General features: G+C 73.0%; 18 protein-coding genes and 1 pseudogene. 10 read left to right on the forward strand and 9 right to left on the reverse strand.

Annotated features, from left to right (window positions below):
• Positions 1 to 59: 59 nt before the first annotated feature.
• From IG86_RS0122820 to IG86_RS0122835, 5 genes and pseudogenes are all read right to left on the reverse strand, one after another.
• A complete protein-coding gene (locus IG86_RS0122820) occupies positions 60 to 953 on the reverse strand; it encodes an SDR family oxidoreductase (protein WP_030821645.1) in 894 nt (297 codons plus the stop codon).
• A gap of 72 nt (positions 954 to 1,025) precedes the next feature.
• Positions 1,026 to 1,152: pseudogene (locus tag IG86_RS44520) on the reverse strand (NADPH-dependent oxidoreductase); the annotation flags it as partial.
• A 217-nt stretch (positions 1,153 to 1,369) separates the two neighbouring features.
• Entirely contained in the window at positions 1,370 to 2,689 is a 1,320-nt protein-coding gene (locus tag IG86_RS0122825; protein ID WP_030821647.1) for an alcohol dehydrogenase catalytic domain-containing protein, read from the reverse strand.
• A gap of 204 nt (positions 2,690 to 2,893) precedes the next feature.
• Positions 2,894 to 4,033: an FUSC family protein gene (locus tag IG86_RS0122830; RefSeq protein ID WP_244306013.1), complete on the reverse strand. Its 1,140-nt coding sequence runs from the start codon at positions 4,031 to 4,033 to the stop codon at positions 2,894 to 2,896.
• A gap of 168 nt (positions 4,034 to 4,201) precedes the next feature.
• Positions 4,202 to 5,980 (reverse strand): SpoIIE family protein phosphatase, encoded by a 1,779-nt coding sequence (locus tag IG86_RS0122835; RefSeq protein WP_244306015.1) that lies wholly within the window; start codon positions 5,978 to 5,980, stop codon positions 4,202 to 4,204.
• Positions 5,981 to 6,322: 342 nt separating this feature from the next.
• Between IG86_RS0122835 and IG86_RS0122840 the strand changes: the two genes are divergently transcribed.
• From IG86_RS0122840 to IG86_RS0122860, 5 genes are all read left to right on the forward strand, one after another.
• Entirely contained in the window at positions 6,323 to 6,712 is a 390-nt protein-coding gene (locus tag IG86_RS0122840; protein ID WP_030899132.1) for a hypothetical protein, read from the forward strand.
• Positions 6,713 to 6,863: 151 nt separating this feature from the next.
• The gene (locus IG86_RS0122845) at positions 6,864 to 7,316 is read left to right on the forward strand and encodes an SRPBCC family protein (RefSeq protein ID WP_030821655.1); all 453 of its coding nucleotides are present in this window, start codon (positions 6,864 to 6,866) and stop codon (positions 7,314 to 7,316) included.
• Entirely contained in the window at positions 7,309 to 8,898 is a 1,590-nt protein-coding gene (locus IG86_RS0122850) for a phytoene desaturase family protein (RefSeq protein ID WP_030899135.1), read from the forward strand. Before IG86_RS0122845 ends, IG86_RS0122850 begins: the two co-directional genes overlap by 8 nt.
• Before the next feature lie 254 nt (positions 8,899 to 9,152).
• Positions 9,153 to 9,347 carry a hypothetical protein gene (locus IG86_RS0122855; RefSeq protein WP_030821659.1) on the forward strand — a complete coding sequence of 65 codons (195 nt, stop codon included), beginning with the start codon at positions 9,153 to 9,155 and terminating at the stop codon, positions 9,345 to 9,347.
• Positions 9,348 to 9,555: 208 nt separating this feature from the next.
• Positions 9,556 to 9,756, forward strand: coding sequence for a hypothetical protein (locus IG86_RS0122860; RefSeq protein ID WP_051785369.1), 201 nt, complete (start codon positions 9,556 to 9,558; stop codon positions 9,754 to 9,756).
• Positions 9,757 to 9,796: 40 nt separating this feature from the next.
• On the opposite strand, the gene IG86_RS0122865 is transcribed toward IG86_RS0122860, so the two are convergent.
• Complete coding sequence (locus IG86_RS0122865) at positions 9,797 to 10,294, reverse strand: DUF5994 family protein (protein WP_030899139.1); 498 nt, start codon at positions 10,292 to 10,294, stop codon at positions 9,797 to 9,799.
• A gap of 319 nt (positions 10,295 to 10,613) precedes the next feature.
• On the opposite strand from IG86_RS0122865, the gene IG86_RS0122870 reads away from it, so the two are divergent.
• The 4 genes from IG86_RS0122870 (at position 10,614) to IG86_RS0122885 (ending at position 12,102) form a co-directional block, all read left to right on the forward strand.
• Positions 10,614 to 11,186: a DUF5994 family protein gene (locus IG86_RS0122870; RefSeq protein ID WP_030899141.1), complete on the forward strand. Its 573-nt coding sequence runs from the start codon at positions 10,614 to 10,616 to the stop codon at positions 11,184 to 11,186.
• 5 nt (positions 11,187 to 11,191) lie between these two features.
• On the forward strand, positions 11,192 to 11,380 hold the full coding sequence (locus IG86_RS0122875; RefSeq protein WP_157854864.1) for a hypothetical protein: 189 nt from the start codon (positions 11,192 to 11,194) through the stop codon (positions 11,378 to 11,380).
• Between the two features lie 92 nt (positions 11,381 to 11,472).
• Positions 11,473 to 11,739, forward strand: a complete 267-nt coding sequence (locus IG86_RS0122880; protein WP_030821669.1) for a hypothetical protein — start codon at positions 11,473 to 11,475, stop codon at positions 11,737 to 11,739.
• A gap of 60 nt (positions 11,740 to 11,799) precedes the next feature.
• Positions 11,800 to 12,102: a hypothetical protein gene (locus IG86_RS0122885; protein WP_030899146.1), complete on the forward strand. Its 303-nt coding sequence runs from the start codon at positions 11,800 to 11,802 to the stop codon at positions 12,100 to 12,102.
• A gap of 7 nt (positions 12,103 to 12,109) precedes the next feature.
• Here the strand turns inward: IG86_RS0122885 and IG86_RS0122890 are convergent, their stop codons facing one another.
• Positions 12,110 to 13,378 (reverse strand): ATP-binding protein, encoded by a 1,269-nt coding sequence (locus tag IG86_RS0122890; RefSeq protein WP_030899150.1) that lies wholly within the window; start codon positions 13,376 to 13,378, stop codon positions 12,110 to 12,112.
• A 159-nt stretch (positions 13,379 to 13,537) separates the two neighbouring features.
• Here IG86_RS0122890 and IG86_RS0122895 point away from each other — a divergent pair, with 159 nt between their 5' ends.
• The gene (locus tag IG86_RS0122895; RefSeq protein ID WP_030899152.1) at positions 13,538 to 14,737 is read left to right on the forward strand and encodes a PP2C family protein-serine/threonine phosphatase; all 1,200 of its coding nucleotides are present in this window, start codon (positions 13,538 to 13,540) and stop codon (positions 14,735 to 14,737) included.
• 36 nt (positions 14,738 to 14,773) lie between these two features.
• Here the strand turns inward: IG86_RS0122895 and IG86_RS0122900 are convergent, their stop codons facing one another.
• Complete coding sequence (locus tag IG86_RS0122900; RefSeq protein WP_045936668.1) at positions 14,774 to 16,054, reverse strand: MFS transporter; 1,281 nt, start codon at positions 16,052 to 16,054, stop codon at positions 14,774 to 14,776.
• Complete coding sequence (locus IG86_RS0122905; RefSeq protein ID WP_051785335.1) at positions 16,051 to 23,223, reverse strand: amino acid adenylation domain-containing protein; 7,173 nt, start codon at positions 23,221 to 23,223, stop codon at positions 16,051 to 16,053. Before IG86_RS0122905 ends, IG86_RS0122900 begins: the two co-directional genes overlap by 4 nt.
• Between the last annotated feature and the right edge of the window lie 34 nt (positions 23,224 to 23,257).

Consider the following 23,257-nt stretch of genomic DNA (forward strand, 5'->3'; position numbering starts at 1 on the left):
GTCTCCTCATGGGCGCCGGTGTGGTGGGACGAGGGGCCTGCGCATCTGCTCTCCGCAGGTCACGGGAGGGGTGTGCCGCCGGTGGCATTGACGATCTCGCCGGTGATGTAGCCGGCTTGGGGCGAGGCCAGGAAGACGTAGGCGGGAGCCATCTCCGCCGGCTGGGCCGCCCGCCCCAGGGGCGACTGCTTGCCGAACTCCGTCACGTCGGGCATGGTCGCCGGGATCAACGGCGTCCAGACCGGTCCTGGGGCCACTGCGTTGACGCGGATGCCGCGTTCGGCGACCATCTGCGCCAGCCCGTGGGTGAAAGAGATGATCGCCGACTTCGTCATCGCGTAGTCGAGCAGGTGCGGGCTGGGCTGATAGCCCTGTACCGAGGCGGTGTTGATGATCGACCCGCCACGCGGAATATGGGCGAGGGCCGCACGGGAGAGCCAGAACATCCCGTACAGGTTGGTCTTCATCACCCGGTCGAACTGCTCCGTGGTGATCGCCTCGATCCCGTCGGGCTGGGACATCTGGTACGCGGCGTTGTTCACGAGGATGTCGAGGTGCCCCAGCTCGCTCACGGCACGGTCGATCAGGGCCTCGCACTGAGCCTCGTCGCGGATGTCGCACTGGACGGGGACGGCTTTGCGGCCCGCCTCACCGACCAGACGGGCGGTCTCGGCCGCATCGTCGGCTTCCTCCGGCAGGTGGGTGAGGACGACGTCCGCGCCCTCCCGGGCGAAGGCCAGGCATACGGCCCTGCCGATGCCGGAATCGCCTCCCGTGACCAGGGCCGCCCGGTCCAGGAGGACGTCGTGGCCTTGGTAGGAGCCCTCGCCGTGATCGGGTCGGGGATCCATCTCCTCGGTCGAGCCCGGGGGCTCCTGCTCCTGGTCGGGGAACGGCGGGCGTGGGTGGCGGGTGACGGGGTCGGAAACTCGGGGCGCTTTCTGGGACGACATTCGTATCTCCGGTCTCCGGGGCACGCAGGGGCGGGGCTGTGGGTCAGCTCGCCGGGCAGGGGGCTGCCCTGAGGCTTCGCCGACCCAGCAGGTGACGGCGTTCGGGGCGAGGGAAGCCGACGTCGTTCAGGCCCCGGAAGAGGCCGGCGCTGACCGTGTGGGCTGCGTCCTCGTTGCCGACGACACAGACCGCGGCGACCGAGAGGGCGACAGGGTGCGAACGAGCGCAACAGCGCGGAGCGGGGTGTGATTGTTGGGATCCATGGTGTTCGGCTACCCCCACCCCCGCCTTTGATGTCGCAAGCAATCCCTTTTCATCCCCTTTGGCTCAAGCCGTCGGCGTGCGGTGTTCCGGCAGGCTCCGCCGTCTTGATCCGCGGCCGGACCCGGCAGGGCGGGTCCGGCCCGGTCCGCGATCAGTGTTCGAGAGCCCGCTCCAGCTGTTGCTTGTTCATGTGAGAACGGCCCTCGATGCCCTGCGCTCTGGCCTCTCGGCGCAGCTCCTCCAGGGTGTGCTCGGAGGAACCGCCCGTGGTGCGCCCGCTGCGCTTGGCGGCGGACGTCCGGCGGCCGCTGCCGGCACTGCCGTTGGGGTGGAGAACGACCTTGGTCCAGCCGTCGTCGCGGTTGTCGAAGTGCTCGTAGGCCGAAGACGCCTCGTCGAGGCCGAGTTCGTGGGAGACGAGGAAGCTCGGCTGAGCCTTGCCGCCGGCGATGAGATCCCGAAGGGCCCGGTTGTAGCGTTTGACGGGAGCCTGGCCGGTACCGATGTGCTGGCCCTTGAACCAGAGCATGCCGAAGTCCAGCGGCACCTTCCCCTGGGCTTCCAGCTCGCCCTGGGCCTCGGCTCCGCCCGGGTCCTCGGGCAGGAACACCCCGACCACGCCGATGCCGCCGGTGAACCGGACCGACTCGATGAGCCCGTTCATGGTCAGCGTCGCGTCCTCCTCGCCCTGGGGGTCGTGGGCTTGGTAGCCCACGCATTCGCAGCCGTTGTCCGCGCCCAGACCGAGGGTGGCTTCCTTGACCACCTCGGCCGGATCCTGCTCGGCGGTGCTGATCGCGATCGCGCCGATCTCCTCGGCCAGCCGCAGTCGGTCGGGGTGGTGGTCGGCGACCCAGACGCGGCCGGCGCCCTTGAGGATCGCCGAGTAGGCGGCCATGAGGCCGACGGGGCCCGCGCCGTAGACGATCGTCTGGTCGCCGGGCTTGACGCCCGCCATCTCCGTGGCGTGGTAGCCCGTGGGGAAGATGTCGGCCAGCATCACGTAGTCGAGCTGGCGCTCGGCGGCGTCCTCGCCCAGGCGCAGGGCATTGAAGTCGCCGTAGGGTACGCGCAGGAGTTCCGCCTGGCCGCCCTGGTAGGGGCCCATCTCGGCGAAGCCGTACGCGGCGCCGGCCATGTCCGGCTCGGGCTGCATGGTGAGGCAGTAGTTCGTCAGGCCCTGCTCGCACTGCTTGCAGAAGCCGCAGGCGATGTTGAAGGGCAGGACAACCCAGTCTCCGACTTTGACCTTGCTGACCGCCTGTCCGACCTCGACGACCTGGCCGAGGTTCTCGTGGCCGAGGGTCCGGCCCGTCTCGAAAGAGGTCCGGCCCTCGTACATGTGCAGGTCGGAGCCGCAGATGTTGGTGGTGGTGATCTTCACCAGGATGTCGCCGGGGTGCTCGATCTTCGCGTCGGGGACGTCCTTGACCGTCACCGTGCGCGGACCTTCGTACACTGCCGCTTTCATGGTCGTTCCTTGCCGACGCCACGCTTCACCGGACGCTCCACGGAGGGTGGTGGCATCTGAGGGGGCGTTTGGCGCGCGGTTGACCTCGAATGACTCAACCGCGGTGGACGTCCGTCCGCAGGAGCAGCTGACGCCTTTCTCATGGCCGCCTACCCCGCCCCCGCTACGTCACACCACGCGGGACCGGGGTTGGTGCGCGGGTCCTCAGGTGCTCGCGAGGCTTTGCCGCCCCGACCGGAGATCGGCCAGGAGGCGGCCGGCGTCCGTGAGGAGCGTGCCCTGCAAGGCGTGCACTGCCGGAGAGGCTTCCGGGGCGGTCCGTTCCTGCCGTTGCACGAGGTCGAGTTCTGCGGCTGCCCGGTCGGTCTTCGCGTCGAGGACGTTCGGACTGACGTGGGCCGCCTTGCCGATTTCCTCCAGCACCGTGGCCACAGCGCGCAGGACAGCGCTGAAGCGGGGCCGGAAAGACGCCGGCAGGTTCCCCAGTTCCCCACTGTCGAGGGCGTAGTCCAGGGTCCGGGTCATGGAACGGAGGTGGTCCATGCTGCGTTCGGCGACCGTGATCGCTTCCCGGGCGCGGGGGAGGGCCTCGCCGGAGCCGCTGAGGGTTCGGCGAGGGTTCAAGCGGCCGTTTTCGATCTCGGCCTCGATGCTGTGGCGGATGCGCTCGCACTCCTCGGACAGGCTGCGCCAGTCGCGGCGCCACTGGCGCAGGTGGTCCCGATCGGGATCGCTCGCTTCGAGGGTGACCGCGAGGTCGTCGAGGCGCTGGGCCATGGTGGTGTACAGGTCGGTGACGGCTTGTTGCCGATGGCCGGTGTGCCGGGCGGGAGCGAGGATGATGTGGGCGGCGAGGCCGCAGAGCGCGCCGATGCCCACGGACGCGATCAGGTGGCCGATGTAGTCGATCTGCCCCTGTCCGGAGGAGAACGCGAAGAAGCCGACGATGGCGACCTGGATGCCCTGCTGCCCGAAGCGCCGGACCCTGCCGATGCAGAGGGCGATGAGCGTGAGCAAGCCGAACGTCCAGCCGTGGATGCCGGCTACGGCCGCCAGGGTGGCGGCGAGCGTGGCTCCCGCTGCCACGGCCACCACGTACTGCAGACAGTCGCGGACCGATCGGTACACCGTTGCCTGAAGTGCCACCAACGCGGTGAACGGTGCGAACGTCGAAACGGCAGGAGGCAGCAGATGGCGCGCCAGCACCCAAGCCGCCATCGCCGCGACCACCGTCTTGGCGACGAGCAGCACCTCGTCGCGCTCACCCCCGGCTCCCCGCACCGCGCGGCGCAGATAGCCGGCTCGCTCCGTGACCGCCGACCAGATCCTTCGCGCCGTATCCACCCCTCTGAGCAAGATCGACCACCTCCGGTCTGCGCCTGCCCCGCCAACTGCGCTCAACGCTCAGATCTGCGTCACAAAGGCCTGGTCTGCGGAGAGCCGCGAAACGCGGCTCGGATCACGGCGACGAAGGAGTCCCGAGGCGCCGTGGCTGCTGTCGTCTCCGCACCGCTATGGCTGTGCGACCACGGGGGTACGCACGGCGAGCAGGACGACGTCGTCCTCGGGCGCCGGGTGAGCCAGCCGGTTGCTGATCCGGCGGAGCAATTCGTCCAGGGAACCGCCCCCGTGGCGGGCCAGCAGGGCGATGAGCTGTGCCACGGCCGCGTCCATGTCGTGACCGCGGCGTTCGACGAGCCCGTCGGTGTAGAGCAGGAGCGTCGAGCCCGGTTGCAGGGGGCGTCGGTGCTCCGTGCGGTCGAAGGCCCCGAGCGACCGGTGCAGCAGCACGTCGTGTTCCAGCAGCTGGGTCACGTGCCCGTCGGGAGCGCGGAGCAGGGGCGGCGGGTGGCCGGCGTTGGACCAGGTCAGCGTCCAGTCGGGGCTGCCGTCGACGGGGTCGAGGCGGGCGTGCACGAGGGTGCCGCTGGTCTCCAGGGGCAGGATCGAACAGGCCGCGTCGAGGGCGGCCAGAGCGGCGGCCGGGCTGTAGGGCGGATGGTCGAGGGTGGCCTGCCGCAGCATGCTGCGGATCTGCCCCATGATCGTGGCGGCGTGCATGTCGTGGCCGGTGATGTCGCCGACCGTGACCATCAGCGCCGAGGTCTCACCGTCCGAGTTGGCCGCACGGGGCAGGTGATAGGCGTCGTACCAGTCTCCGCCGATCATGTGGTCGTCCGCGGCCGGCTGGTACAGGGCGCTGATCTCGACGCCGTCGGCGAGGGGGAGGTCGGTGAGCATGGCGGCCTGGAGCTGCCGGGCGACCGAGATCCGTTCGTCCAGGTACAGGGCACGTTCCACCGCCTGCGCGACGTAGCCGGACGCGGCGGTGAGGGTTGCCCGCTCGGTGACGTCCACCTCGTGCCGCTTGGCCCAGCAGATCGCGAGCACGCCCAGGAGGGCGCGGCTGCCCCAGAGCGGCAGGCACAGCGCGGTGGTGAAGCCCATGCGGTCGAAGAAGCGGACCGCCACGGGGCTGTACCCGGCGACGAGCGTCTCGCGGTCGGGAACGAACACCGCCCTCCGATCCCGCATGACCCTGGCGCTCGGGAACGCAGCGTCCACGGACAGCGTGAGGACTTCCTGTTCCACCGAGTGTTCGATGTCAGGGTCGGCGACCCGGTGCAGTTCGTCCTTGTCCGCGACCAGCAGGCCGACATAGGAGGGCTTCCCGGCGCCGACGAAGAGGTCCCGCACCCGTCGTCGGACGTCCTCCAGCCCGGAGGTCTGGGCCAGTTCCTCAGACGCCCGCAGTAGCAGCTCAGCGTGGTCCAGTCCGGCCTGGGCCTCTTGTTCCAGACGCTGGGCATCGCGCCGGGCGTGTTCGGCGGCGGCGCGAGCGGTTTCCAGGACCTGCTGTGCGGACCGGCTCTTGGCCGACAGGATGCGCAGGCACAGCTCGGCGGAGCAGGCCGCGGCCAGATCGTCGAGGTCGGACAGTTCGCCCTGCTGCCAGGACCGTGGCTGATGATCGATGGCGCACAGGGAGCCCAGGACGAGACCGTCGGTGTCTCTCAGTGGAATGCCCGCGTAAGCGACGACCCCAAGGTCCGTGACGGCCGGATTGGTGCGGAGCCGCTCGTCGGCGCGTGCGTCCGGCACCACGAGGGGCTGACCGGAAGCCACCACGTACCGGCACAGCGAATGCGACAGCGGAAGTGCGCGGCGCCCGGCCCAGGGCTCCGGCAGACCGATCAGTCCGGGCAGGATCTGCCGGTTCTCTTCGACCAGCGAAACGAAGGCCACCGGCACGCCCAGCACTCGTGAAACCAGCCGGGCGAACCGGTCCATCCCGGTATCGGAGGCAGCCGTGAGGCCGACCCACCGCAGTACCCCTTGCTGGGCGGCGTTGATCGGGTCAGCCTCCGTCTCCCGGCCCGGCTCTCGCATGTGCCCTCCGGTCCTGCTCGTCCCGCGGCCCCCATGGCATCGTAGGCCAGTTGGGCGATGCCGGTCGTGCCATGCCGGGGCTGCCAGGCGCGGCGAAACCGGGCTGTCGGCCGACCGCAGGGGAGGGCGCCTGGTCCGGAGCCGACGCGACCGCTGCGGTGGACGGTGGGACGATGGGAAGACCGACGGCAAACGCGCAGGTCCCTATGCGCGCCGTTCCCGAACCGGACAGCAGGCCAGGCCATGACGAAACAGCCGAAGCCGTCCCAGCCGAAGCACGGCGAGGGACCGAGTCCCCACGAGGGCACCAAGCAGCACGGCTGGTCCCCCGATGTGGACGAAACCCGTCAGCAGGAGAACCCGAGCGCCCATCGTTCCTTCCACCCGGACACATACGCGCCGGCCAAGGGCCCCGGACGTACCGTTTCCAAGGAAGAGGCCGGAAACCCCCACGGCAAGCCGGTCAAGAGCCACGGCACACGAGGCGAGGACCAGAGCAAGGGCTCCGGGGAGAAGGGCATGCACGACCAGGGCCCCCGCGGCCGCTCCCAGCGGCCCAGCGGAACGAAGGACGCGTCCGCCACGACGGGCGTGGACCCTCAGGACCCGCCCGGCAAGCGCAGCGCCGGCTAGCGGTTTTCCGGCACCAACGAGTGCACCGGGTCGTGTGAAACCGTAGTACCTCCTTCCTGCTGCACGCGCGCAGGCGACGGCCCGAGGCGCCGGCAACGAGGCGGGGCACCCTCCGCGTTCGCATTCTCCTGTCCACGAGAAGGACTTGCTCATGGCCGTACGGAACCAGCTGATCCACCGTTCGCCGTCGGCTGTCTGGGCGGTACTCGCGGATCCAAGCCGCTACGGGGAGTGGGTGGTGGGACCATCCGAGTCCACGCCACTTGATCAGGCCTGGCCCGAGGTCGGCTCCCGGCTTCTCTACACCGTGCGACTGGGCCCCTGGTCGGCCGAGGGGGTGACTACGGTCCGGCACCAGGTGCCAGGCCGTGAACTTGAACTGGAGGCATCGTTCAAGGCCTTGGGCACGGCGAGGATCTTCCTGCAACTCCGGCCGTGGGGCGAGGAGACGCTCGTCGTATGCGACGAGCACCCGTTGCGCGGCCTGGGCGGCACTCTCCACAACCCCGTGAGCGAGGTGGCGCTCCAGCTCCGGCACCGGGGCATGCTGGCCCGCCTGGCCAGGCTCGTCGAGAACGACCCCCGCAAGGTCCGTCATGCCTGACGCGGTGGTGATCGGCGCAGGCCCGAACGGGCTGGTGGCCGCGAACCTCCTGGTCGACGCGGGATGGAGCGTGGAGGTCCTGGAGGCACAGCAGGAGCCCGGCGGAGCCGTGCGCAGCGACCGCGGTGTCCATCCGGACTACGTGTCGGACCTCTTCAGTGCCTTCTACCCGCTGGCCGCGGCCTCCCCGGTGCTCGCGCGCCTCGACCTCGCCGCGGAGGGCCTGCGATGGAGCCACGCCCCGTCCGTACTGGCCCACCCGCTCCGGACCGGACGGTGCGCGGTGCTGGAGCGTCGTATGGAGGAGACGGCAGCCGGGCTGGGGGAGTTCGCTGCGGCCGACGCGGACGCCTGGCGCGACATGTACGAGGCGTGGAGCCGTGTCGGCCCGGACCTCGTGCAGGCCCTGTTCACCCCCTTCCCGCCGGTCCGCTCCGGGCTCCGTCTGGCAGCCGGCCTCCGCGCCGCAGGGGGGCTGCGGCTGGCCCGGAACCTGGCCCTGCCGGTGCGCCGCCTGGGCGAGGAGGAGTTCGCCGGGGACGGGGGCCGGCTCCTGCTGGCCGGCAACGCCCTGCACGCAGACCTGGCCCCGGAGGCCGTCGGCAGCGGCGGCTTCGGCTGGCTGATGTCGATGCTCGGCCAGAGCCACGGCTTCCCCGTGCCCGTGGGTGGCGCCCGCGCGCTGACCGAGGCGCTCGTGAACCGCCTCAGGCGCCGAGGGGGCGTCCTGCGCTGCGGGGAGCGCGTCGCCTCCGTCGCCGTACGCGGTGGCACGGCGGTCGGGGTGAGGACCGCGAGCGGGGAGACCGTGAGCGCGCGACGGGCCGTACTGGCCGACACGTCCGCTCCGGCTCTGTACCGGGACCTCGTCGGCGAAGAACACCTACCGTCCCGCCTCCTGCGGGACCTGGAACGCTTTCAGTGGGATTTTGCGACGTTCAAGGTCGACTGGGCACTGACCGGCTCGGTGCCGTGGACGGCCCCGCAGGCTGCCGGAGCGGGGACGGTCCACGTGGCCGACGGCGTGGACGGCCTGACCCGGTTCGCCTCGCAGATCGCCATGGGACAGGTTCCCGACGAGCCGTTCGCCCTGTTCGGCCAGATGACCACGGCGGATCCCAGTCGCTCACCGGCCGGCACGGAATCGGCCTGGGCCTACACCCATCTTCCGCAGCGCATCACCTCCGACGCGGGCCCCGACCGCATCACCGGCCGCTGGGATGCCCGCGAACAGGAAGCCATGGCCGACCGCATCGAAGCGCAGGTGGAACGGTTCGCACCGGGCTTCCGCGCCCGGATCGCCGCGCGCCGGATCCTGGCCCCCACCACCCTCCAGGCCATGAACGAGAACCTCCACAACGGCGCCGTCAACAACGGCACCACCGCGATGCACCAGCAGGCGATCTTCCGCCCCACCCCGGGCACCGGCCGCCCCGAGACCCCCGTCAAGAACCTCTACCTCGCCTCCGCGGCCGCCCACCCCGGCGGCGGCGTCCACGGTGCCCCGGGCGCGAACGCCGCCCGGGCCGCTCTGCGACGCCACGGGCTCCACCCCCTCCTGCACCGCGCCCAACGCACATGAGCCGGCCACCCGGCTCGCCTCACTCTCCTGTACACGTCGCGTCAGAGGAAACTGCCCGGATGCTCCGGCGTCGGAGAGGAAGCCGGAGGCGGACGGCAGTGCCGCAGGGATGTCGAGGCTCACAACCGGTTCGCCCAGGTCCGGAGACGGCTGCCGCGCGCCACGCTCCGTAGTCAACGAGATGCGAGATGTGACAACGCGTGCGAGCGTGAGAGGGAGGCACGAACGCCTCCCCACCCGAAGGAGTTGCCGTCATGGGCGGTATGCAGGACAAGCGCCAAGAGCCGGGCAAGGGCCGCGAGGAACAGCAGCGTCCGCAGCGCCCTGGCCAGGACCCGATGCACCCCGGGCCTGCCCGGCCGTCCCGTCAGCCGGGCCGCGAGGAGAAGACGCACCGTCGCGAGGGTGACCTCCTGCGCGAAGAGGACCTGCGCGACGAGAACCTCTGACCGAGGGTCACCCCACGCACGCAGAGCCCGGCCGGAGCCCGTACTCGCCCCGGCCGGGCTCTGTCAGGTCCCGGTTCGCTCCGCGGGGCCGGCGGGGGGCGTCAGCCGTGTGCCTCGCTTCGCGGTCGACGTGATGCAGACCCTCGCGGCGCGTGTCAGCGTGATCGGAGAGGAACCCGTACCCCACGCATCCAGAGGAGTGGCCGTCATGGACGGTAAGCACGACAAGCACCAGGAGCCGGGCAAGGGGCGCGAGGCGCAGGAACACCGTCGCCCCGGAGACCCCGCGCACCCCCAGCCCGGCAGGTCCTCCCGCGAGAAGGGACACAAGTCCGGGCAGAAGGAGACGTCGCGCCGCCGCGAGGACGATCTTCTGCGCGAAGAGGACCTGCACGACGAGGGGCTCTGACCGGCGCACCACTCGGGCACTCGCCGCTGAGGATGAGGGATCAGCCCGCCGCCTCGGCGGCGCCGTCCTCAGGTTCGGGTGTCGTGGTGACGAGGATCTGAGTGGCCTGCGTGATGTTGTCGGCCCGGACGGCGCGGGCCATCGCTTCGCGGGCGGCGTCGGCGGTGGTGTCCGGGGGGACCACCAGCAGGGCGAAGTGATCGTTGTGGCCGCGCGTGACGAGGACGGTGTCGTCGCCGACGGGGTCGGCGTCGAGGTGCACGACCTGGCCGTCGATGACCAGGCGGGTCGGGACGTCCTGCCAGGCGGAGGTGTCCAGGCCGACCCGCGTGATGGGCCCGAGATGTGCGGTCAGTGCCGTGATCAGGGCGGGCAGCTCGACGGTGACGTCCCTGGAGCGCGGCCACCAGGCGCCGTCCAGGAGCCCCTGGCGGGACCGCGTCGTTTCCAGCCGGAGCAGGGCGGCGCCCGGCCTGACCGCTTCGTGGATCGCGTCCGGGAGGAGCTTCGAAGGGTCGGGGTGGTCGGATGCGGCCATGGTGGTTCCGCCTGTCTCACGGTGCGGCGGCACCCCGTCCGACTGCCTGCGGCGGCGCCGAAAGGGCTGTTGAGCTGCGGAGCGTCTCCGTCGTTTCACGGTACTCCGCCCGCCCCCACGGTGCGGCGAGGGGGACCGGCTGCGCCGCTCTCGCCGTCTGCGCCGGAAAATACACTGGTCAGAAGCGGCTTCCTGGCTCGCGAACCGGAGTACGGTGAAGAGACCGGGAGTACCTCGCACACCCGCTCCCACGCGGACGTCGTTTCCGGCGATCACTGCACCGGGCCGTTCACGAACGGCCCGGGGACGGGTCCGCGACATGACCACGACCCTCGACCGCGCCGCGCAGCCGGCTGTTGTCCTGCGCCCGGCCCGACTGTCCCTCACCCCGAAGACCACCCTCGCAGGTCAACTGGACGGTGCCTGGTGGCCCCGCTCGCGTGACCTCGAAGCCGAGCTCCCTCCTCTCGCCGCCGCGTTGGACGAGACCTGGGGGCGCATCACCCGCGTCAGCGTGAACCCCAGCCGCTGGCCGGTCATCCCGCGCACGGTCGCCGTGGCCGGGCACCTGTTGCACGTGGGCTGGTTCACCGAACAGGACCCGGACAAGCTGATCCTGCTCTCCTACACCGTCGGCCGCTGGGACCTCCTCGTCGTCCCGCCCGAGACCGAGCCCGCGGCCGCGGCCCGGCTGATGGCCGCCGCCGCGATCCCGGGCAGCGTCCTGGCCGCAGGCGTCCTGATGGCCAACGAAACCGTCATCGGACGTGGCGTCCGCGACGCGCGCCGTCGGGAAGCCGCCTGGGAGGACGAGGGCGGGGCCTGCATGTCCACCTTCGGTGAGCCGTTCGGACGAAGCGCCCTACCGCTGTCCGCGAACGGCTGGAGGTGAGCTCCGTGGAGACCGTCGTCGTCATCGCCGTGATCATCCTCATGATCGGCATCGGAATGCGCTGGATCCACCTGCTGAACGCCCGGCACGACGCGCGGATCGAGGCCTACCGCTTCAGTGACCCCCTGCCGAGGCCCTCCGGCCTGCCGGACGACACCGGTCGTCGAGCCCACCACACGGGTGCCGGCCGGTGAGGAACACCTTCCTCCGACCGGGGGCAGCGGTCGGGGCGCCCCGGCGCCCCGCTCCGCCGGCCTCTCACCCCTCAGAAAGGGAACACGCCTACGTGAAGTACATCGAGACCCAGACACTGCCCTCGCTCGGGCACGCCGAGGTCCGGATCATCGCGCATACCCCGGAAGCCGCCCGAGCGGTCGCGGAGGCGCTCCGCCGCTGCTTCGCAGGCGCGGAACAGCGCAGCTACCCCGCCCTCGACGGCAACACCCGCCTCCACCTCACCGTGGACACGGCGACCCCCTCTGGCCCCGCCCGCTCGTGGCTGGCCGCCAGCAGGACCCCGGCCGGCACCGGCGCGCACTCCGACGAAATCTGAGAAGCCCCGACCGGCCCCGGAGCCCACCCCCAACCCACCCCCACACGAAAGGACGCGGTCATGGCCACCCTGCGCGAACGCAAGACCTACCGCGATCAAGTGCTCCGGGTCCTGTACGAAGCCGTCGAGGGCAACCGCCTCCTCGGCATCACCGGAACACAGCTGCGGCGCGACCTCCAGGTACCGGAACAGGACCTGGCCGCCGCCTGCACCTACCTGGCGGGCGAAGGGCTGATCACCGTCGACTGGGAACCCGGCAACACCCCGGCGATGGTCACGCTCACCCACGAGGGAATCCGGCGCATGGAGGCCGAGGAGGAAGGGACGGCCCCGGGCCCGGCCCCATCCGAACAGCACGCCTAGGGCGTGTCTAGATGCGGGCGAACTTCTCGGTCTGCCGGGCGAACTCCTGCGCCATGGCCGCGCTGACCGTGGGCCTGGTCCCGCCGATCGTGCGCAGATAGTCGTCGGTGGTGGGGCGGGCCCGGGCTCCGGTGTCGAAGGTGCGCTCGAACTGGACCTGGGAGACGGTGCGCGCCACATGGGCGATGTCGGCAGGGGTGAACCCCTCGCTGGCGGTCGCCAGCACCGCGCTGTCGGCCTCCGCGCCCGCCCGGGCCAGGTAGCTCTCCCACAGCGCGGTCCGCGCGCGGTCGTCGGGCGGGCCGATCGGCAGTACGTAGTCGAAACGGCCGTGCCGCAGGAACGCGGAGTCGAGCGTGGTCACGTCGTTCGTGGCGCAGACGAGCAGCCGCCCGTCCTGGCCCCGGAACCGCACGATCGCCTTGAGCAGTTCGTTGACGACGCCGACCGCGGTCGCGTCGGCGCCGCTCCGGGTCCCCGCGATCTCCTCGACCTCGTCGATGAAGACCAGGACGTGATCGAGCCGGGCGATCTCGTCGAATCGCCGGTTCAGCCCGCTGGCCAGCCCGTACTCGGCGGCCAGCCGGGCGGGGAACAGTTCGAGGAACGGCCATCCCAGACGGCTGGCGATGGCGTGCGCGAACGTGCTCTTCCCCGTCCCGGGCGGCCCGAACAGCATCACCGCCCGAGGCAGCTCCACTCCGTGCTGGGCGGCCATTTCCGGATGGGCCAGTGGCAGGACGAGACGCCGCTCGATGAGCTCCTTCTCCCGCTGCATGCCCGCGACCCTCTGCCACAGTCCTCCGGGAGGCAGCTCCGCTCCCAGCGACGCGAGCATGCCGACCGCCTGCGGGGTCACCCGCCCGCGCTTCTCGAAGAAGACCAGGCCCGGACGGGCGCCGAAGCCGCAGTTGTGCAGGGCGGTGGCCCCGGTCTCACCGTCGGGCAGGACCGCGTGGACCGTCCGGACGCCACCGGCGAACAGCCGGTGTTCGAGGGCCGTGATCAGGTCGCTGCCCAGCCCCTGGTGCCGCCAGGCCGGCGCCATGCTTATGCGCAGGATCCACGCCCGGTCACCCTCCACCCTGCTCACGGCAGCGCCGACGACCTCCTCGTCGGCGGTGGCCACCACCGCCGGGTGGAGGGCCTGGAGGGCCGCCACGGTGTCCGAGAGCGGAAAGAGCGGTGACTCTTCGCCCGTCCCTGTCTCGGCGTCCACGCGGAGCACCGCTTCGAGATCGTCCTGGGTGTAGTCCCTGACGCGCCACCCCGTCATGGTCAGCTCCGCGTGTTCGGCCGTACCCCCATCATCGGCCGACGAGGGCCGGGGCGCGCACGGAAGCCGTGTGGCGTGCCCGGTCACCGGGGAGCATCCTGGAGGGCAGGCCGCCCGTGCAACCGGATGCCGTCCCGCCGCCTGGTTGGAGGCAACAGGATGACCGTCAGAGGGCGCGGGGACCCGGACCGCTCGGAGAGCTTCGGGGAGGAGCTGCTCGGGGTGTTCCTGGATCGTGCGCACGAGCTGCCACCCCATCTGGTCGGCCCGCTCGTCGCGGAGACGGTGGCCCGGATGGGTGGCCGCGCACCGCAGGTCCTGCTCCAGGACTACGGACAGCAGCAGCTGGTCCCCCTGCCCGCCGACGGTGCGGGCGCCGGTGATCCGCAGCCCATCGACCGGTCCGAGGCCGGCCGGTGCTTCCTGGAGTCACGCACCGTCGAGGTCTTGGCGCCCGACGGCGTGCGGGTCCACCTGCCCCTGCTGGACGGCGGCGACCAGGTGGGGGTCCTCTCGGTCACCCTGGACGGGATCGACGACGACGCCCGCCGCCTCCTGCGCAGGATCGCGGGCCTGGTGGCCGACCTGCTGCAGACCAAGAACGGCTACACCGACCTCTTCTTCCGGACCCGCCGCAGTGAACCGATGACCGTGGCCGCGGAGATCCAGTGGTCCCTGCTGCCCCCGCTGTCGATGGTGATGCCGCACGTCGCGGTCGCCGGAGTCCTGGAGCCCGCCTACGCCGTGGCGGGGGACAGCTTCGACTACGCCCTGAACGGCGACGTCCTGCACCTCGCCATGGTCGACGCCATGGGGCACGGCCTGGACGCGGCGACGATGGCCACGGTGGCCATCGGCGCGTACCGCCACGCCCGCCGGATCAGCATCGAACTGTCCGAGATCTACCTCTTCATGGACCGGGCCGTCGCCGAGCAGTTCGACCCGGACCACTTCGTGACCGCCCAGATGATGCGCCTGGACACCGACACGGGGCGCCTGCAGTGGGTCAACGCGGGGCATCCCGCGCCGATGCTGATCCGCGCGCACCGCGTCGTACGCCGACTGGACAGCCCCACGACCCTCCCCGTCGGCTTCGGAGGGGCGCAGCCGCAGGTCAGCGCGGTGGCGCTGGAGCCCGGCGACCGTGTCCTCTGCTTCACCGACGGTCTGATCGAAGAACACGAAAGCGGGCAGGAGCAGTTCGGCGAGGAACAGCTGATCGACTGGGTGAACCGGCTGGAGCAGGACGACCACGGGATCCGCACGGTGGCCCGGGACCTGTCCCACACCCTCAAGAGGGCACGCGGCGAAACCACCTCGGACGACGCGACGCTCGTCCTGTTCGAGTGGCGCGGATGAAGGAAGACCGGCCGCACCGCCGGGCGCCCGGCGCGCTCACGGGGTGATCCCGTCCCCCTTCCCGGCCGGCTCCGGTACCGTCGGCAGGTCCTGCCCGGCGCGGAGCGGGCCCGTCAGGAGGAGCAGAGCGCACAGTGCGTTGCCGCCGTAGAGGAGCCACAGGGCGTCGCGTTCGCCGAGGAGGGTGCCGAGGGCGCCGCCGAGGAGGCTGCCGACGGGGATCGTCCCGTACATCACGAAGCGGATGGTGGAGCCGACCCGGCCCAGCATGTCCGGCGGGCAGTACGCCTGCCGGAAGCTGACGATGATGACGTTCCCGGCGACCACCCCGGTCATCAGGCAGAACTCCCCGACCAGGAAGGCCAGCAGCCCCACCCCGTCCGTGGTGAGCGGGATCAGCAGCCCGAACGGGCCCCCGCAGAAGGCGCACAGCAGGACCGCCCGGGCCGTCCCGAACCGGCGGGTCAGGCGCGGCGAGACCACCGCGCCCAGGACCCCGCCCAGCCCGGCCAGGGCGATCAGGACACCGATCAGCGCGCCCGGCGCGCCCACCGTCCGGCTCAGGAACAGGATCGACAGGGACTGCGCACCGGCCAGGAACAGGTTCATCGCGGCGTCGCACAGCAGGATCGTCCGCAGGAAGGGGTCCCGGACGAGGAAGGCCACGCCCTCGCGGATCTCCTTGGCCAACGACCGTTCCGCGGGTGCCCGTTCCTCTCCGCCGGGCGGCCCCTCCGGGGTCCGGATCCGCAGCAGCAGAGCCGCCGAGACCAGGAAGCTCAGCCCGTCGGCGAGGAAGCCGACCGCCGCGCCCCCGGCCTGGGCCAGCGCCCCGCCCGCCCCCGGTGCGACGACCTCCGCGACCGATTCGCTGGTCTGGAGCCGGGCGTTGCCGTCGGCGAGCTCCTCGTGCGGCAGCAGGGTCGGCAGGTACGCGCTGTAGGCGGCCCGGAAGAACACGTCGGCGGTCCCCGACAGGACGGCCACCAGCATCAGTTGGGAGGTCGTCAGGACCTCCAGCCAGACCGTCGCCGTCAGCGACAGCATCAGCAGCGCCGACACCGCGTTGCACACGATCATCACCGGCCGGCGGCGCATCCGGTCGGTCCACGCCCCCACGGGCAGTCCGAACAGCAGCCACGGCACCCAGGCCGCGGCGTTCAGCACCCCCATGGTCAAGGGCCCCGCGTCCAGCGTGTCCACCGCGATCAGCGGCAGCAGCACGCGGGTGGCCGCGCTCCCGAACTGGCTCACGGACTCGCCCGCCCACAGCAGCCGGAAGTCCCGGCGGCGCAGCGCGCCGCGACCGGCGCTCACCGTCCCACCGTGCCCTCGCCCAGCAGCGCGGCGATCTCGGCGGCGGGCTTGGTCGCCATCATCTCGCCGTGCGCACAGGGTATTTCGTGCTGGGTGACCGGGCCTGTGACGTACGGATCCCACACCCGAGGCCCGGGCGCGTCCGGTTCGTGGGCGGCGACGGCCAGCGTCACCCCGCCCCGGAACACCCCCGGACGGTGGGCGGCGGCCAGCCGGTCGTGGTGGACGTAGGCCTCGCCCAGGGCGGCGACGGTCTCCCCGTCGAAGACAGACAGCGGGCCCTCTTCGGCAGCCGCCGCCACCAGCCCGGCGAGGGTCAGCGGACCCCCTCCGGCCGCGCCGCACTCCTCCCGCGGTGGGTAGCCGAGCGATTCCAGCAGGTCCCGCAGCGGGTCCGCCGCCGGGGCCGCCGTCTCGCCGGGGGCCGCCGGATACCCGTCCAGCAGGGTGAGAGCGGCCACCTCCTCGCCGTCCCGCTGGAGCGTCACGGCCACCTCGTGCGCGACCACCGCCCCGAAGGACCAGCCCAGCAGGTGGTACGGGCCGTGCTGCTGCACCGCGCGGATCCGCGCCGCGTACTCCGCGGCCAGCTCCGCCACGCTCCCGGACCGTGCCCCCGGCTCGCTCAGCGCCCGCGACTGCAGGGCGTGCACGGGCTGCCGCGGGTCCAGGTGCTCCAGCAGCCCCCGGTACACCCAGCCGGTGCCCGCGCCCGGGTGGACGCAGAACAGGGCGGGCGCGCCGGGCGCTCCCGTGCGCAGCGTGACCAGCGGCGCCAGCGGGTCGGCGTCCCCCCGGGGGACCGCGCCGCCGGAGCGGGCGGCGAGAGCGGTGACCGTGGGCGCGGCGAACAGGTCCTGGACCCCGAGCTCCTCGCCCAGTGCCTCGCGCACCCGGGCCATCAGCCGGGCCGCCAGCAGGGAGTGGCCGCCCAGGTCGAAGAAGCCGTCGTCGGCGCCGACGGCGTCCGCGGGCAGCCCCAGCACCTCGGCGAACAGGCCCGCCAGGACCTCCTCCCGCCGGCCGCGCGGCGCCCGGCGCACACGGCCGTCCCCGGCCCCGCCGGGGTCCGGCGCGGGCAGCGCGGCCCGGTCGAGCTTGTCGTTCGGGGTCCGCGGGAAGGCGTCGAGCACGACGAACGCCGACGGCACCATGTGCGCCGGGAGCGTCCCCGCCAGATGGGCGCGCAGGTCCGCCGCGTCCACCGCGGAGCACGTGCCGCCGTCGCCGTCGCCGCCGGGGGCCGGGACCACGTACCCGACCAGCCGCTTCGCACCGCCGGGGCCGTCCTCCCGTACGGTCACCGCGGCCCGGTCCACCCCGGGCGCCGCCGCGAGCGCGGCCTCGATCTCGCCGGGTTCGACGCGGAAGCCGCGGATCTTGACCTGGTCGTCGGCGCGGCCGAGGTACTCGATGCGGCCCTCGCGGTCCCGGCGGACGAGGTCGCCCGTGCGGTACATGCGAGCCCCGTCCTCGAACGGGCAGGCCACGAACCGCTCCGCCGTCGTCCCCGGGCGGCGCAGGTAGCCCCGCGCCAGCCCGGCACCCGCCAGGTACAGCTCGCCGGGCACCCCCGGCGCCACCGGGTTCAGCGCTGCGTCGAGCACGTAGGCGCGGGTGTTGGCGACGGGACCGCCGATGAGCGGGCGCTCGCTGCGCGCGGTGTCCCACCACAGGGCGTCGACCGTGCACTCCGTGGGTCCGTACAGGTTGTAGGCGAGCATCCCCTCCGTGGCGCGCAGCCGGCTCCACAGGCCCTCGCCCGCGGCCTCCCCGCCGATCAGCAGCAGCCGCGGCGGGGCGTCGAGCAGACCCTCCTCGATCAGGTGCTCGGCGTGCGTCGGAGTGGTGTCGACGACGTCGAGGGCGGCGTCGGCGACGTGCCGGGCGAAGGCGGCGGCGTCGCGGCGCACGGCGTCGCCGATCAGGTGGAGTTCGTGCCCGGCCACCATCCACATCAGGGCGTCCCAGGAGGCGTCGAAGGACAGCGAGGCCACCAGCGCCACCCGCAACTGCCGTCCGGCAGAGGTCCGTTCCGCCTCGGCCATGGTGTGGGCGCGGTGGAAGGCGTACAGGTTGCGCAGCGCGGCGTGGTCGACGACGACGCCCTTGGGCCGGCCCGTGGAGCCCGAGGTGTACACGACGTACGCGGCGTCGCCCGGCCGGGGCCGCCGCAGCGGCCCGGCACCGGGCGCGCGGGCGGCCGTGTCCTCCCCGTCGGTGAGGACGAGCGGGACCTGCCGCGCCGACTCCGCGAGGGGCAGCAGCGGGGCGGTCGCGGAGTCCGTGACCACCAGCGCCGGGGCGGAGTCGGCCAGCATGTGCGCGATCCGCTCGGCCGGGTATCCGGTGTCCACCACGACGAACGCCGCACCGGACTTGAGGACGGCCAGGATCGCGGCCACCGCCGCCGGGGAGCGCGGCAGGGCGATGGCCACCACCCGTTCCGGACCCGCCCCGTCCAGGACGAGACGCCGGGCGAGCCGGTCGGACCAGGCGTCGAGGGCTGCGAAGCCGATCCGCTCGGCGCCGTGCACCAGCGCCGTCGCGTCCGGGGTGCGGGCGGCCTGCGCCGCGAACAGCTCGGGCACGGTGGCGTCCGGAACCGGCAGCGCGGTGTCGTTCCACTCCTCCAGCATCCGCCGGCGGGCGGCGGGGGCCAGCGGGTCGGCGGCCCCGACCGGCAGCTCCGGCGCCTGCGCGAGCAGTGCGACCATCCGTACCAGGGCCGCGGCGAGGTCCTCGGCGGTGGCGTGGTCGAACAGCTCGGCCGCGTACTCCAGGAAGCCCGAGATCCCGGCGGGGCGGCCCTCGGCGTCCCGGCGCTCCTGGACGTCCAGCGTCAGGTCGAACTGGGCGACGTCGAAGCGGAACGGCTCCGGGCGGCAGTCGAGGCCGGGCAGCGCGAGCGTCCCGTCCTCGCCGTCCTGTACCTGGAGCAGCACCTGGAAGAGGGGGTGGCGGGCGAGGGACCGCTCGGGGTTGACCGCCTCCACGACCCGCTCGAAGGGCACGTCCTGGTGTTCGTACGCCGCGAGGTCGGTCTCCCGGACCCGGCCCAGGAGTTCGGCGAAGGTCGGATCGCCGGAGACGTCGGTGCGCAGGACGAGGGTGTTGACGAAGAAGCCGACGAGGTCGTCCAGGGCCTCGTCCGTACGGCCCGCGACGGGCGTCCCGATCGGTACGTCGGTCCCCGCGCCGAGCCGGGACAGGGTCACGGCCAGCGCCGCCTGCACCACCATGAAGAGGGTGCAGCCGTGCGCGCGGGCCACCTCCAGCAGCCGGCCGTGCAGATCGGCGTCCAGCACGACGGGGACGGAGCCGCCCGCGAAGTCCGCCACCGCCGGGCGCGGCCGGTCGTGGGGCAGGGCCAGCTCGGCGGGCGCACCGGCCAGTGCGCCGGTCCAGAAGGCGAGTTGGCGGGCGATCGGGCTCGTGGGGTCGTCCTCGGCGCCGAGCAGCTCCCGCTGCCACAGCGTGTAGTCGGCGTACTGCACCGGCAGCGGTTCGAAACCGGGCGCGGCGCCCGCGCACCGGGAGGCGTACGCCTCGGACAGGTCCCGGAACAGCGGCCCCCAGGACCACCCGTCGAGCGCGATGTGGTGCACGACCAGGGCCAGCACCCACTCCTGGGGGCCTGCCGCGAGCAGCGCCGCCCGTACGGGGGGCCGCGCGGCCAGGTCGAACGGGCGGGCCAGCAGTGCGTCGAGGGCCGCGGAGGTTCCCTCCGGACCGCACTCCACCAGGTCCAGGGGTACGCCGCCGCCCGCGGGCAGCACCCGCTGGTACGGCTCGCCCGCCGCCTCGGGAAACACCGTGCGCAGGGCCTCGTGCCGATCGGTGACGTCACCCAGGGCCGCGGCCAGCGCCGACGTGTCCAGCGGGCCGCGCAGCCGCAGCGCGAACGGGCAGTGGTAGCCCGCGGACTGGCCGGCCCGGCTCAGGAACCACAGCCGGCGCTGGGCGGCCGACAGCGGCGGGGCCTCGGGCCGCTCCGCCGCCGCGGTCAGGGCCGGACGGTGGGCCGCCCCGGCGGCCGTTTCCCGCGCCAGGCAGGCGGCCAGCCCGGCCACCGTCGGGTGCTGGAACAGCTGGCGGATGCCCAGATCGCCGCCCAGGACGGCCCGGATCCGCGAGAGCAGCCGGGTCGCGAGCAGCGAATGGCCGCCCAGCTCGAAGAAGCTGTCCTCGGCGCCCACCGACGGCAGCCCCAGCACCTGCGCGAACAGCTCCGCCAGGAGCTCCTCGCGGGGCCCGCGCGGGGCGCGGGAGTTCAGCAGCGCGCCGAAGTCCGGCGCGGGCAGCGCCGCCCGGTCCAGCTTGCCGTTCCGGTTCATCGGGAAGGCGTCCAGGACCACGAAGGCCGAGGGCACCATGTGGTCCGGCAGCCGTGCGGCGAGCCACCCGCGCAGCGCGCCCGGTTCGGGCCTGCGGCCCGCGGCCGCCACCACGTACGCCACGAGCCGCTTCCCCGCGGGCCCGCCGTCCCGGGCGAGCACCGCGGCCTGCGCCACCTCCGGGCAGGCGCGCAGGCAGGCCTCGATCTCGCCGGGTTCGATGCGGAAGCCGCGGATCTTGACCTGGTCGTCGGCGCGGCCGAGGTACTCGATGCGGCCCTCGCGGTCCCACCGGACGAGGTCGCCCGTGCGGTACATACGGGCCCCGTCCTCGAACGGGCAGGCCACGAAGCGGCCCGCGGTGAGCGAGGGCCGGTTCAGGTAGCCGCGTGCCAGGCTCGGTCCGGCCAGGTACAGCTCGCCCGGGACGCCCGGGGCGACGGGCCGCAGCCCGGCGTCCAGGACGTACGCCCGGGTGTTGGCGAGCGGGCGGCCCACGAGCGGCTCCTCGCTGAGGGCGGCGTCCCACCACAGGGTGTCGACGCTGCACTCGGTGGGCCCGTACAGGTTGTGGCAGAGCATCCCGTCGGCGGCCCGGACCCGCGTCCACAGGGCCGCGCCCGCCGCCTCGCCGCCGAGCAGCAGCACCTTGGGCCGGTGGGCGGGATCGTCCAGCAGGCCCTCCTCGACGAGCTGTTCGGCGTAGGTCGGGGTGACGTCCAGGGCGTCGATGCCGGCGCGGGCGATGTGCCGGACCAGCGCGGCCGCGTCGCGGCGGGTGTCGTCGTCGACGAGGTGGAGTTCGTGGCCGGCCACCATCCACAGCAGCCCCTCCCACGACGTGTCGAAGGACAGCGCGGCCGTCAGCGCCATGCGCATCCGGCGCCCGCCGTGCAGCTCCTCCGCGCGGGCGATGACCCCGGCCCGGTGGAAGGCGTAGAGGTTGCGCAGCCCCGCGTGGTCGATGACGACGCCCTTGGGCTCGCCGGTCGACCCCGAGGTGTGGATCACGTACGCGGCGCTGCCGGGCAGGATCCGGCGGCCCGGGACGGGACCGGCGGCACCCGCCGGGACCGGGCCCGGCGCGTCGACGAGGACGCGGACGGCGCCGGTGTCCGGGAGCCCCGGGGCGGTCGCGGCGTCGGTGACGACGGTGCTCGTGGTGCCCAGCAGCCGGGCGAGCCGCTCGGCCGGGTAGTCGGTGTCGACGGGGACGAAGGCGGCGCCCGCCTTGAGCACCGCGAGCAGCGCCACGACGGAGTCGGCGGACCGGGGCAGGGCCAGGGCCACCAGGTGCTCCGGGCCGACCCCGTGCCCGGCGAGCCGGTGCGCCAGCGCGTCGGCGCGGGCGTCGAGTTCGGCGAAGGTCAGCGCGGTGTCCCGGAAGACCAGGGCGGTCGCGCCGGGGGTGCGGGCGGCCCGCTCCTCGAACAGCTCGGGCAGGGTCCCGGCGGGCACCGGCGCGGCCGTGTCGTTCCAGCCGGACAGGACCAGGGCGCGCTGCTCGGCGGAGAGCGGGTCGGCCCGCCCGACCGGGGCGGAGGGGTCGGCGGCGAGGCGCTCCAGCACCCGGGGGAGGGCGGCCGCGAGGTCCTCGGCGGTGGCCCGGTCGAACAGGTCCGTCGCGTACTCCAGGGCTCCGCCGATCCCGGCCGGGCCGCCGCCCGAGTCCCACCGCTCCTGGAAGTCGACGGTGAGGTCGAACTTGGCGACGTCCCAGGCGGCCGACTCCTCCGCGCACTCCAGGCCTGGCAGGGCGAAGGCGGGACCCCCGCCGCTGTCCAGGGTCATCATCACCTGGAAGAGGGGGTGGCGGGCGAGGGACCGCTCGGGGTTGACCGCCTCGACGACCTGCTCGAAGGGCGCGTCCTGGTGCTCGAAGGCGGCGAGGTCGCTCTCCCGCACCCGCTCCAGGAGCTCGGTGAAGGCCGGGTCTCCGGAGAGGTCGGTGCGCAGGACGAGCGTGTTGACGAAGAAGCCGACCAGGTCGTCGAGCGCTTCGTCGCCGCGGCCCGCGACGACGGTCCCGATCGGGATGTCGGTGCCGGCCCCGAGGCGGGACAGGAGCACCGACAGGCCGGCCTGGAGGACCATGAAGAGGGTGCAGCCGTGCTGCCGGGCCAGTTCCAGCAGCCGTCCGTGCAGCTCCGCGTCCAGCTCGACGGGGACGGAGCCGCCCGCGAAGCTCGCCACCGCGGGGCGCGGCCGGTCGGCGGGCAGGGCCAGTTCGGCCGGGGATCCGGCCAGTTCCCGCGTCCAGAAGGCCAGTTGCTCGGCGAGCAGGCTCTCCGGGTCGTCCTCCGCGCCCAGCAGCTCGCGCTGCCACAGCGTGTAGTCCCGGTACTGCACCGGCAGCGGCTCGAAGGCGGGTGCCCCGCCCGCGCAGCGGGCGGCGTAGGCGGCGGCCAGGTCGGTCAGGAGCGGCCCCCAGGACCAGCCGTCGGTGGCGATGTGGTGGATCACCAGTGCCAGCACCCACTCCTCGTCGCCCAGGGCGAAGAGACGGGCCCGCAGCGGAAGTTCCGCGGTGAGGTCGAAGACGTGCCCGGCCTCGGCGGCCAGCGCGTCGGCGAGTTCCGCCTCGCCGAGGCGGACGACGGGCAGCTCCGGCGCCCCGTCGGTGATCTGTTGCACGGGCTCCCCGTCCACCTCGGGGAAGACCGTCCGCAGCACCTCGTGCCGCCCGGTCAGATCGCCGAGGGCAGCGGCCAGCGCCTGCGGGTCCAGCGGACCGCGCAGCCGGGTGGTGAGCGGGCAGTTGTACGCGGCGCCGGTCTCGCCGAGCCGGCTCAGGAACCACAGCCGCCGCCGGGCGAACGAAACGGGAAACACAGGACCTCCGGGGGCGTGCGGGGTGGGGCGCGGG

Source organism: Streptomyces virginiae (genome assembly GCF_000720455.1).
Lineage (GTDB): Bacteria > Actinomycetota > Actinomycetes > Streptomycetales > Streptomycetaceae > Streptomyces > Streptomyces virginiae.

Coding starts and splice junctions, on each gene's coding strand:
- IG86_RS0122820 (WP_030821645.1), bottom strand. CDS start 953: ATGTCGTCCCAGAAAGCGCCCCGAGTTTCCGACCCCGTCACCCGCCAC.
- IG86_RS0122825 (WP_030821647.1), bottom strand. CDS start 2,689: ATGAAAGCGGCAGTGTACGAAGGTCCGCGCACGGTGACGGTCAAGGAC.
- IG86_RS0122835 (WP_244306015.1), bottom strand. CDS start 5,980: ATGGACCGGTTCGCCCGGCTGGTTTCACGAGTGCTGGGCGTGCCGGTG.
- IG86_RS0122840 (WP_030899132.1), top strand. CDS start 6,323: ATGACGAAACAGCCGAAGCCGTCCCAGCCGAAGCACGGCGAGGGACCG.
- IG86_RS0122845 (WP_030821655.1), top strand. CDS start 6,864: ATGGCCGTACGGAACCAGCTGATCCACCGTTCGCCGTCGGCTGTCTGG.
- IG86_RS0122850 (WP_030899135.1), top strand. CDS start 7,309: ATGCCTGACGCGGTGGTGATCGGCGCAGGCCCGAACGGGCTGGTGGCC.
- IG86_RS0122855 (WP_030821659.1), top strand. CDS start 9,153: ATGGGCGGTATGCAGGACAAGCGCCAAGAGCCGGGCAAGGGCCGCGAG.
- IG86_RS0122860 (WP_051785369.1), top strand. CDS start 9,556: ATGGACGGTAAGCACGACAAGCACCAGGAGCCGGGCAAGGGGCGCGAG.
- IG86_RS0122865 (WP_030899139.1), bottom strand. CDS start 10,294: ATGGCCGCATCCGACCACCCCGACCCTTCGAAGCTCCTCCCGGACGCG.
- IG86_RS0122870 (WP_030899141.1), top strand. CDS start 10,614: ATGACCACGACCCTCGACCGCGCCGCGCAGCCGGCTGTTGTCCTGCGC.
- IG86_RS0122885 (WP_030899146.1), top strand. CDS start 11,800: ATGGCCACCCTGCGCGAACGCAAGACCTACCGCGATCAAGTGCTCCGG.
- IG86_RS0122890 (WP_030899150.1), bottom strand. CDS start 13,378: ATGACGGGGTGGCGCGTCAGGGACTACACCCAGGACGATCTCGAAGCG.
- IG86_RS0122895 (WP_030899152.1), top strand. CDS start 13,538: ATGACCGTCAGAGGGCGCGGGGACCCGGACCGCTCGGAGAGCTTCGGG.